This window comes from Thalassospira sp. UBA848 (genome assembly GCF_002295455.1).
Taxonomy (GTDB): domain Bacteria; phylum Pseudomonadota; class Alphaproteobacteria; order Rhodospirillales; family Thalassospiraceae; genus Thalassospira.
In genome coordinates, this window is sequence record NZ_DBGS01000136.1 from 45,673 (window position 1) to 55,028 (window position 9,356).

The following is a 9,356-nucleotide window of genomic DNA, read 5'->3' on the forward strand; positions in this document are numbered from 1 at the left end:
GAAGTCGGTCATGGCCGGGCTATAGACGGCACCACCGGCACATGGCCCCATGATCAGCGAGATTTGCGGGATGACGCCGGATGCCTCGACATTGCGCTGGAAGACATCAGCGTAACCCGCCAGGCTTTCAACACCTTCCTGAATACGCGCGCCGCCCGAATCATTAAGGCCAATCACCGGTGCGCCGACCTTCATCGCCTGATCCATGATCTTGGCGATCTTGCGCGCATGTGCACCCGAAAGTGCGCCGCCGAACACAGTAAAATCCTGCGAGAAAACAAAGACCAGACGGCCATTGATCGTGCCGTGACCGGTGACGACACCATCTCCGGGAATGCGGTTTTCGGTCATGCCGAAATCCACACAATCATGTTCGACAAACATGTCCCATTCTTCGAAGGAGCCTTCGTCAAGCAGCACATCAAGGCGTTCACGCGCGGTGAGCTTGCCTTTCTTGTGCTGATTATCAATGCGGCGCTGGCCACCGCCCATGGCAGCTTCGGCGCGCTTCGCTTCGAGTTTGGCGACAATATCCTGCATGTTGCGTTTTCCTTGCTGTGATCGGCCATTTGGCACATTTCGGCCCAATGTGCGCGTCTCGAGAATGAAATAGCATTATTCGGTACTGGAATGCCAATTATTTTTGCTATTCTGCCAGAGGTCGAGAATACCCCGTAAACACCTGATTTCCCTAACGTCATCGCGATATATGTGAATGGGCTGGACTAAAGTCTAGAGTTGTACCTGCCCGACCCTTGTCACAGGATCATATGCGCGCATGGCGCGTTGCAGGAGTAGCTTACCGTGCGACACCCCTGATCCGGGGTCCTGTTATCGCGTACAGTATATGCCTGTCGTCACCACAACCGATTGAGCCCATGTTAAAATTCAGCCCCCGCAATCCGGAAAAAACCGGCGATGATCGCCCTGCTGGCTCCTTATGGGGGTATGTCTGGCGCATGAGTGGCTGGCATCAGGTGGCGGTATGCAGCCTTGCAGTGATTGTGGCTGCCCTTGGCATTGCCCCGATCGAGCTGCAACGCCGGATTGTTGATAACGCCATCACCCCGCAGGACTTTGACCTTCTGATCACGCTGGCCATTCTTTATCTGGGTGTGATTGTCGTGCATGGCAGCATCAAATATGTGCTGCGCATTTATGAAGGCTGGCTGAGCGAAAGCGCGATCCAGTATAACCGCAAGCACCTGACGCGCCTGCGCGCCCACAATCAGGCCGGAAGCGACGATGAAAGCAACGGACGTGCAGTTTCGATCATCGGCGCCGAGATCGAGAAACTGGGCGGGTTTGTTGGCGATGGCCTGTCACAGCCGGTGGTCAATAGCGGCATGCTGATCTTTGGGCTTGGCTATATGATCAGTGTTGAACCGATGATCGGCCTGATCGGGGTGATCGCCCTGATCCCGCAGATCGCGCTTGTGCCGGTCATTCAGAAACGCATCAATGCCCTGATTGAAGATCGGGTCGAGAAGATGCGTGAAGTCAGTGACGAGCTTTCAGACCTGTCATCTGACAAAAGCGATGACGAGCAACTCAGCCCGATCAATCGCGGGATTACCGGGCTGTTTGACAACCGGATGCAATTGTTCGTTCTGAAATTCGGCATGAAGTCACTGATCAACTTGCTGAACGCGCTGGCACCGCTGAGCGTGCTGTTCGTTGGCGGCTATCTGGTGATTCAGGACCAAACGTCGGTCGGTATCATTGTGGCGTTTATTTCAGGCTTTGACCGGATGTCGTCACCGATGCGCGAATTGCTGTCCTATTACCGGGTGGCGGCACAGGCAGCCGTGCAGCACAGAATGATCGCGCGCTGGATGAAATAACGTTGATGGCGGCAAATGCCGCCATCAAGGGTCAGCCAAGCAGTTCGAGATAGCGGCCCGCGGCCAGAAGCTCCGCCCGGTGACGGTCGCGTCGGGCAATTGCCTCTGCGTCTTCGCCCCATTTCTCCATGGCGTATTCTTCATCAAGCATGGCGCACTCAAAAGCGTTCTGGGCGTCGATCTTCTTGTTCATTACCGCAAGGCCAATGATGACCGACCCCGACACCGTGGTCAGGCTGTGCAGGGCTGTCAGGTAATAATCATCGAAAGATTCGACATGATCCTGCAAACGCAAAAGCGCGTGGTCATCCTGAGTGATCGGCATCACACCTTCGGTGACCTGAAGCGCCACGCCAAGATCGTCCTTTGACCAATCGAGCAGCGGTTGCCATTTTTTGGCCTGACGTTCGATCAATTCTTCCGGATAGGGTGCGCGATAACACAGCAGATCAGAGCGCCCATAGCCGGTCAATTCGGCGATCACCCCCGGGCGATTCGGACGCACACGGTCAATGGCGGTCGCGGCAAGCTGCATGATCGGCATGGTGGAAGGCTGGACCTTTTCACCCTGCGCATCCCATTCCGCAGCGATTTCACGCGCAAGTACTTCTGATGGCAGGAGGAAATCCGCCTTGGCCGGGGTTTTCACCGCCCGCCCGTCAAGAAGAACGCGCCAGCCTGCCCCGCTGTCATCAGCAGCGGCGTCGGCCTTTTTATAGAAACGATTGATCGATTGTGTAAGCATGAACGCCATATGCCTAAATGCAGCGTTTTGCGCAAGTGATTTACAAGATAAAGCGCGTCAAATGGGCGATTATCAAGAATTACTGTATAATTTTTGATCAATTTGCCCCATTGACCAAATAATAAACACCACTACTCTGCTCGGTGAAGATTACAAAACCGCGACAAAGCGGGCGCATTGGCAAGATGGCATGACCATTGCTGAGAGCGCATTGGATTTATCAGGTAGCTGGATTGTTACATCAATCCGCAATCAGGAGGCTTCTTTAAACATGACCACGCTTACGAACAGACTTTTGGGGGCTGCTATCGGGGCAGCTGTTGCCCTTGGCGCGCATGCTGCACTGGCAGATATGGCGATTAAATTCTCGCTCGACTGGAAATACGAAGGCCCGGCCGCACCGTATCTTCTGGCCAAGAAGAACGGCTATTTTGACGAAGAAGGCCTTGATGTCACGATTGACTCGGGCAACGGTTCGGTTGGTGCGATCACCCGTGTTGCCAGCGGCGCTTATGATATGTCGCTTGCGGACATCAACTCGCTGGTGGAATTCAACGCATCCAACCCGGATCGCGCCATGAAGTCGATCTTCATGGTTTATGATCGCCCGCCATTTGCGCTGTTCATGCTTAAAAGTTCCGGCATTACCAAGCCGGAAGACCTGATCGGCAAGACCCTTGGCGCACCGGTCTTTGATGCGTCCCGCAAACTGTATCCGGCCTTTGCATCGGCAACCGGTCTGGACCTTGATGCTGTGACCTGGGAAAGCATGGATCCGCCGCTGCGTGAGCCGATGCTGGTGCGTGGCGATGTGGATGCGATTTCCGGTCACTACTTTACCTCGATCCTGAACCTGCAGGCACAGGGTGTTGCCAAGGATGACCTGACCGTCTTTATGTACAAAGACTTTGGCATGGACTTCTATGGCAACGGCATTCTGGCTTCGCCGGACATGATGGAAAACCACCCGGAAGAGGTTAAAGGCTTCCTGCGCGGTGTGGTCAAAGGCTGGGCTGCAGCGATTGCCGATCCGCAATCCGCAATTGACGCCCTTAAGGAAGTTGATCCGCTGATCAACCCGGATCTTGAGCTACAGCGCCTGCAGATGGCGATCGACGAAAACGTCGTTACCCCGGCAACCCTTGAAGAAGGCATGGGCCTTGTCAAAGCCGACCGTATGGCCAAGGCCATCGATCAGGTTGCCCTGGCGTTCGGTTTCGAGAACAAGCCGTCTGTTGATGACATCTATACCGATGAATTCATGCCGTCTGCCGAAGACCGCATGCTGAAGTAATCATTTTGGGAAACGGGGCAGTCGGATTTTCCGGCTGCCCCGTTTTTCATCTGCCCGCAAAAAGAATAAAGATACAGGGTCCCGACCCAGCGTCAGGACCAGGCCAAGCAGGGGGAATAACTGCAGTGTCCAATAGCTTCGTCGAACTCAATGATGTCAAGCTTCGCTATAGTGAAGGCGATGAACTGGCGCTTGATACCACCAACATGAAGATCGACAAGGGCGAGTTTATCGCCGTTGTGGGTCCGTCGGGGTGTGGCAAATCATCGTTGATGAAACTGGTTTCGGGCCTGATGCCGCCAACCGAAGGCAATGTGATTGTCGATGGCAAGGAAGTTTCCGGGCCGCTCAAGATTGTTGGCATGGCGTTTCAGAACCCGACCCTTTTGCCGTGGCGCACGACCCTTGATAATGTCCTGCTGCCGATGGAAATCGTCAAACCGCACCGCCATCGCCTGCGCAAGCATCGCGCGGAGTATGAAGAACGCGCGCGCAAACTTCTGGCGACCGTCGGGCTTGAAGGCCACGAAGACAAATACCCGTGGGAGCTTTCAGGGGGCATGCAGCAACGTGCATCGTTGTGCCGGTCGCTGATCCATGAGCCGGATCTTCTGATGCTCGATGAACCGTTCGGTGCGCTGGATGCCTTTACCCGCGAAGAGCTTTGGGACATCTTGCAGAACCTTTGGATGATCAAGCCGTTCACAGTTATTCTGGTCACCCATGATTTGCGTGAGGCGGCCTACCTTGCCGATACCATCTATGTGATGTCCAAACGCCCGGGTAAAATCCTTGTGGAACGTGAAAACACCCTGCCCCGCCCACGCGATCAGGAAACCACCTTTACCCAGCCTTTCACCGATCTTGTCCACGAATTGCGCAGTCACATTCGTGACGTGCGAGAATCTTGAGGGGGCTGGCGATATCATGAAAAAGAAATTGAACCTTCGCAAAGCAACACCGTGGCTTAGCGCCATTGGACTTTTCGTGCTGTGGGAACTGGTTGTGCGGATATTCAACATTCCGCCCTATGTCCTGCCGACCCCGTCTGAAAGCATCATTGTCGGCTGGCAGTTCCATGAAGCAATCTGGATGCATGCCTATCACACGCTGTATACCACGCTGGCGGGCTTTGCCATTGCTGTGGTGTTCGGTGTGGTGCTGGGTGCGCTGGTCGGATCAAGCCGGGCGATCTATGATGCGGCCAACCCGCTTTTGGTTGGTTTTAACTCTGTGCCGAAAGTGGCCCTTGTCCCGGTTCTGGTCATGTGGTTTGGCATCGGCACCGTGCCGGCGATCATCACAGCATTTTTGATTTCGTTCTTCCCGATTGTGGTCAATGTCGCCACCGGCCTTGCGACCCTGGAGCCGGAATTGCGTGATGTTCTGCGGTCCCTTGGTGCCACCCGTCGAGACATCCTGATCAAGGTCGGATTCCCGCGGGCGATGCCGTATTTCTTTGCGTCCCTTAAAGTCGCGATCACGCTGGCCTTTGTCGGCTCGGTGATTTCGGAAACCGTGGCGTCGAATGTTGGTGTTGGGTATCTGATGTTGTCGGCCTCGTCGAAATTCAACATGCCGCTGGTGTTTGCCGGATTGCTGGTGATCGCGGTGATGGGGATTGCGATGTACGAAATCTTCAACGTCATCGAACGCCGGTCGACTAAATGGGCAAATCGCGGAAATCCAACGAACTAAGCCCCATTTGGACCAATCATCAGACAAATAAAAAGGCCGGGAAAGTCCCGGCCTTTTTTCATCGTACCATTGGCGATGGTCAGCTTAGATGTTCGTCAAAGAAGGCCATGGTGCGGTTCCATGCCAGCATGGCGTCTTCGCCGTCATAGCGACCACCGGTCGGGTTGGCAAACGCGTGATCGGCGTCATACCAGAAGAACTCGTAGTCGGTCTTGCCAGCAATCCGCAAAGAGCGTTCAAACCCGTCGACCATTTCCTTGTTGATGTTTTTATCAAGGGTGCCGAAATGCCCCATGATCGGCGCGTTCAGCGTTGCGACCTGTTCCGGGGTCTTGTTGACGTTGCCGTAATAGATCACAGCCGCATCAATATCGGTTGCGAGGGCAGTGTTCAGCGACCAGCCACCACCAAAGCACCAGCCAACAGAGCCGACCTTGCCAGTTGAATCCTTGTGACCGCGCAGGAATTCGACAGAAGATTGCAGCTTGCGGGTCGCAACCACCGGATCCATCGAAGACATCAGCGCACGCGCACCATCAGGCGTCGTCGCTGGCGGTTCACCATAAAGGTCAACCGCAAGGGCGATATAGCCCTGCTTGGCATATTCGGCAGCAACTGCGCGAATATGGTCATTCAGGCCCCACCATTCATGGATCAGAATGACGGTCGGGGCCGGAAGGGTGTGCGGCATGGCGATTTCGGCAACCATTTCGTCGCCTTCAGGCGTGGTGATGGTTACCTTGTCAAGCCCGTGGCCTGCTGCATGGGCAAGCATCGGGTCGGCAAGAATAACAGCCAAAGGCAGGGCAGCAGCCCCTTTGAGAAACAGTCTGCGTTGTTCGTCAGTCGCCTTGGGCGGCGGACCGAGATGTTCGTGGGAGCCACATCCGTCAAGCGTACACATGTTCTAGCCTCCTCTTATGCCTGTTTTCAGGGGATATCCCCAATCAACATTGTTTGCGACAGCACGCCCGGTTGGCAAATGACAATCCCGTCATCGGGCATTCCCATACCTTCACGCGCCACGATGATTTGTTCAGGTTTGTTTACGGGGCTGATCGCACCAAGGATCATGTTTGCGATGTTGTTTCCTATAACGGCTGCTTGCACCTTGGCATCGCACCTGATTTAAAGGGCCGACAAACCCCATACATGCCCCAACCATTCGGAGACGACATGCGCGATATTGAAACGGTTCTTTTTGATCTTGGGGGTGTGCTTGTTGATTGGAACCCGCGTTATCTGTATCGCAAGCTATTCAAGAATGAAGCAGAGATGGAGCGCTTTCTGGGTGAAGTCTGCCATCCGCACTGGAATCACCTGCATGATCAGGGGATGCTGAGCTTTGCCAATTCCATCCCCGACCTTCAGCATCGCTATCCGCAGCATCATGACGAGATCGCCGCATGGCAGGAGCGCTGGCCGGAAATGCTGGGCGGGGCGATTGACCGCACGGTGGGCGTTCTTGAAGACCTGAAAAAACGTAAAAAGGTGCGCCTGTTTGCCCTGACCAACTGGTCGGCGGAAACCTGGCCGCATGCATTGGAGCGGTTTGGTTTTCTGGATCATTTCGACGGGATACTGGTATCGGGGCAGGAAAAACTGGCCAAACCCGATCCGCGGATTTTTGATCTGGCGATTTCGCGCTTCAAGCTTGATCCCCGCGAGACCCTGTTTATCGATGACAACGAACGCAATATACAGCAGGCCCGCGAACTGGCCTTTATCACCCACTGGTTCAGTGACCCGGTGAAATTGCAGCGTGAATTGATCGAATACGGCCTGTACTGATCAGGGTTCAGGCCCTAGCGCTTTTGGCGCAGGTAATCGCCAAAGCATTCGCCAAAGGCAAATTCCCAGCCCTTGAGATAGCCTTCACGCAAAGCCGGCGCGATATCCCCGACATTTTCCCATGCCTTGTGTTCAAGGCGAATGACACAACGGCCAAAGTCATTCAGGTCAAACGATACCTCGACCAGGGTAAAGTCGCCCTCGTTCCAGCCCGGATGCCATGTAAAGGACAGGTGTTCGCCCGGCTGCCAGCTTCTTACCCGACCCCATGGGATGTCCTTGGCGCCTTTGGTGCGTTCGATGATTTCTCCGCCGACACCTTCATTGAACTCGACCGTGATGCAGTCCTTTTTGGCAATTGAATGGGTTTCGGTTGGCCACCATTGCCCAAAGCCCGCCGTGAAAGCGGTAAACGCATCATCAGGATCGACGGCCAGGGTCAGTTCAAAACGGATCGGGGCCAGTTCGGGGTTTTTAAGCGGCGTCACGGTCAATTTCCCAAATCGTATCAAGGGCGGCAGCCAATTCATCAAAGTGGCTAATGACGGCATGTGCACCAGAGGCATGGAGCGTATCAACATCATGATAGCCCCAATCGACCCCAATGGCGATCATGCCCGCGGCCCGGCCCATTTCGATATCATAGCTGGTATCACCGACAATCACCGCATTGGGCGCATCGACCCCGGTTTCCTCAAGGGCTGCCATCAACATCGCGGGATTGGGTTTAGACGGGTGATTGTCGCAAGTCTGCAAAGTAACAAACCGACCTTCGAGTTCATTGCGCGCCAGAACAGCATCCAGACCCCGGCGGGCCTTGCCGGTTGCCACCCCGCTTAGCCATTGACGGCTGTCGAGTTCGGTCAGCACTTCGCGCACGCCGGGGAATAGCGGTTCGTGAAAATCGGGCGTCTGACGCAGGGTAAAGAACGCGGTTTTATAGGCCGCTGTCACGGCTGCGATGATGTCATCGTCAACCCGTGCAGGGCTTGCCAGCTTTGTGATGGCTTCGGGCAGGCTCAGACCAATGATCGTGCGCGTGTTTTCCAACCCCGGACAATCCAGACCGTGCTGCGCAAAGGCATGATCCATGCAATGCGCGATGGCGTGCTGGCTGTCGACAAGGGTGCCATCGCAGTCAAAAATCACAAGTCGGAGCGGATCGTTGGTCATGTGGGGTCTTTCGTCTGGATTTTGGAAAAGCGGAGACTAATGGATCAGATCGAAAAGATCGAGTCTCCCGCGGTTGTATTGCGTGCGGGTTTTTGTGCTTTGCGGGAAGCACCAGAAACCACAAGTGAATTTTGTATTACTTCTTTGAGCCAGTGATCGGCGTTATAATAATCTTCTGGCCGACCGAGCCCCGCCGAGAAGGCCGGGCACATGACAGGAGGCAAATCATGCTTACGCTTCGCGATTGCATCGACTTCAGCGACCTCACCGAGGAGGAAGTGCTTGCCATTGCCGAATGTGAGCATATTCCACTGGTCACCGCCCTTGAGGAGGGTGAGTGCATGGTGCATACCAAAAGCGGCCGCAAACAGCTTGCCGTGATGATCAAAGGCCAGGCCGAAATGTGTGAACGCACCGGCAATACGGTTCATGCCCGTCATTTGAACAGGGTTTATGATGCGTTCATGAAGCGTTTCGACAGCAAAACACACTGATACAGTTTCTGTTTCAACATCGTTTGATCAGGAGGACGAAAAAGCCGACGCGATGCGTCGGCTTTTCGGTGTTTGAAGTTGTTTGGGCCCGGCCCTATTTCCTGCGCGAACGCGACGGTTTTGCCTTTGGCTTGGGCTTTTCTTCCTTTTCGCGGTGAATTTCCGGGGTCAGGAATTTGGTCGGTGTTTTCGGATCAAAATTGAGCTTTTTGAGCGTTTCGGCGAAATGTTCCGGCACGGGTGCCTCGATCACGACGCGATGGCCGGTAACCGGGTGCGGGAAATCAATGGCGCGCGCATGCAGATGCATCTGATTG

At 54.8% G+C, this 9,356-nt stretch carries 11 protein-coding genes and 1 pseudogene; 5 read left to right on the forward strand and 7 right to left on the reverse strand.

Going from position 1 to position 9,356, the window contains the following annotated elements; translation table 11 throughout:
* Positions 1-540: carboxyl transferase domain-containing protein (locus tag B2R48_RS18810; RefSeq protein WP_297003437.1), on the reverse strand; the 540-nt coding region annotated here is incomplete at its 3' end.
* Between the two features lie 338 nt (positions 541-878).
* Here B2R48_RS18810 and B2R48_RS18815 point away from each other — a divergent pair.
* Positions 879-1,844 carry an ABC transporter ATP-binding protein gene (locus B2R48_RS18815; protein ID WP_297003439.1) on the forward strand — a complete coding sequence of 322 codons (966 nt, stop codon included), beginning with the start codon at positions 879-881 and terminating at the stop codon, positions 1,842-1,844.
* A gap of 31 nt (positions 1,845-1,875) precedes the next feature.
* Here the strand turns inward: B2R48_RS18815 and B2R48_RS18820 are convergent, their stop codons facing one another.
* Positions 1,876-2,589, reverse strand: a complete 714-nt coding sequence (locus tag B2R48_RS18820) for an ATP12 family chaperone protein (RefSeq protein ID WP_297003441.1) — start codon at positions 2,587-2,589, stop codon at positions 1,876-1,878.
* Between the two features lie 271 nt (positions 2,590-2,860).
* Between B2R48_RS18820 and B2R48_RS18825 the strand changes: the two genes are divergently transcribed.
* The 3 genes from B2R48_RS18825 to B2R48_RS18835 all read left to right on the forward strand — a co-directional run bounded on the left by B2R48_RS18825 (position 2,861) and on the right by B2R48_RS18835 (position 5,581).
* Positions 2,861-3,883 carry an ABC transporter substrate-binding protein gene (locus B2R48_RS18825; RefSeq protein ID WP_213472394.1) on the forward strand — a complete coding sequence of 341 codons (1,023 nt, stop codon included), beginning with the start codon at positions 2,861-2,863 and terminating at the stop codon, positions 3,881-3,883.
* Positions 3,884-4,008: 125 nt separating this feature from the next.
* Complete coding sequence (locus tag B2R48_RS18830) at positions 4,009-4,794, forward strand: ABC transporter ATP-binding protein (RefSeq protein WP_062953753.1); 786 nt, start codon at positions 4,009-4,011, stop codon at positions 4,792-4,794.
* 16 nt (positions 4,795-4,810) lie between these two features.
* Positions 4,811-5,581, forward strand: a complete 771-nt coding sequence (locus B2R48_RS18835) for an ABC transporter permease (protein ID WP_167721972.1) — start codon at positions 4,811-4,813, stop codon at positions 5,579-5,581.
* A gap of 79 nt (positions 5,582-5,660) precedes the next feature.
* Here B2R48_RS18835 and B2R48_RS18840 read toward each other — a convergent pair whose 3' ends face one another.
* Positions 5,661-6,485, reverse strand: a complete 825-nt coding sequence (locus tag B2R48_RS18840; protein WP_297003445.1) for a dienelactone hydrolase family protein — start codon at positions 6,483-6,485, stop codon at positions 5,661-5,663.
* Between the two features lie 272 nt (positions 6,486-6,757).
* Between B2R48_RS18840 and B2R48_RS18845 the strand changes: the two genes are divergently transcribed.
* On the forward strand, positions 6,758-7,372 hold the full coding sequence (locus B2R48_RS18845; RefSeq protein ID WP_297003447.1) for an HAD family hydrolase: 615 nt from the start codon (positions 6,758-6,760) through the stop codon (positions 7,370-7,372).
* A gap of 14 nt (positions 7,373-7,386) precedes the next feature.
* On the opposite strand, the gene B2R48_RS18850 is transcribed toward B2R48_RS18845, so the two are convergent.
* The 4 genes and pseudogenes from B2R48_RS18850 to B2R48_RS18865 form a co-directional block, all read right to left on the reverse strand.
* Entirely contained in the window at positions 7,387-7,860 is a 474-nt protein-coding gene (locus tag B2R48_RS18850) for an SRPBCC domain-containing protein (protein WP_297003448.1), read from the reverse strand.
* On the reverse strand, positions 7,847-8,545 hold the full coding sequence (locus B2R48_RS18855; protein WP_297003450.1) for an HAD-IA family hydrolase: 699 nt from the start codon (positions 8,543-8,545) through the stop codon (positions 7,847-7,849). Before B2R48_RS18855 ends, B2R48_RS18850 begins: the two co-directional genes overlap by 14 nt.
* 44 nt (positions 8,546-8,589) lie before the next feature.
* A complete protein-coding gene (locus B2R48_RS18860; RefSeq protein ID WP_157088420.1) occupies positions 8,590-8,976 on the reverse strand; it encodes a hypothetical protein in 387 nt (128 codons plus the stop codon).
* Between the two features lie 157 nt (positions 8,977-9,133).
* Positions 9,134-9,356, reverse strand: a pseudogene (locus B2R48_RS18865) (RluA family pseudouridine synthase); the annotation flags it as partial.

Bases quoted from the DNA above. Each gene is read 5' to 3' on its own strand.
- B2R48_RS18855 (WP_297003450.1), bottom strand. From the start codon at position 8,545: ATGACCAACGATCCGCTCCGACTTGTGATTTTTGACTGCGATGGCACC.
- B2R48_RS18815 (WP_297003439.1), top strand. From the start codon at position 879: ATGTTAAAATTCAGCCCCCGCAATCCGGAAAAAACCGGCGATGATCGC.
- B2R48_RS18840 (WP_297003445.1), bottom strand. From the start codon at position 6,485: ATGTGTACGCTTGACGGATGTGGCTCCCACGAACATCTCGGTCCGCCG.
- B2R48_RS18860 (WP_157088420.1), bottom strand. From the start codon at position 8,976: ATGAACCGTATTGCCGGTGCGTTCACACATTTCGGCCTGGCCTTTGAT.
- B2R48_RS18820 (WP_297003441.1), bottom strand. From the start codon at position 2,589: ATGCTTACACAATCGATCAATCGTTTCTATAAAAAGGCCGACGCCGCT.
- B2R48_RS18835 (WP_167721972.1), top strand. From the start codon at position 4,811: ATGAAAAAGAAATTGAACCTTCGCAAAGCAACACCGTGGCTTAGCGCC.
- B2R48_RS18825 (WP_213472394.1), top strand. From the start codon at position 2,861: ATGACCACGCTTACGAACAGACTTTTGGGGGCTGCTATCGGGGCAGCT.
- B2R48_RS18845 (WP_297003447.1), top strand. From the start codon at position 6,758: ATGCGCGATATTGAAACGGTTCTTTTTGATCTTGGGGGTGTGCTTGTT.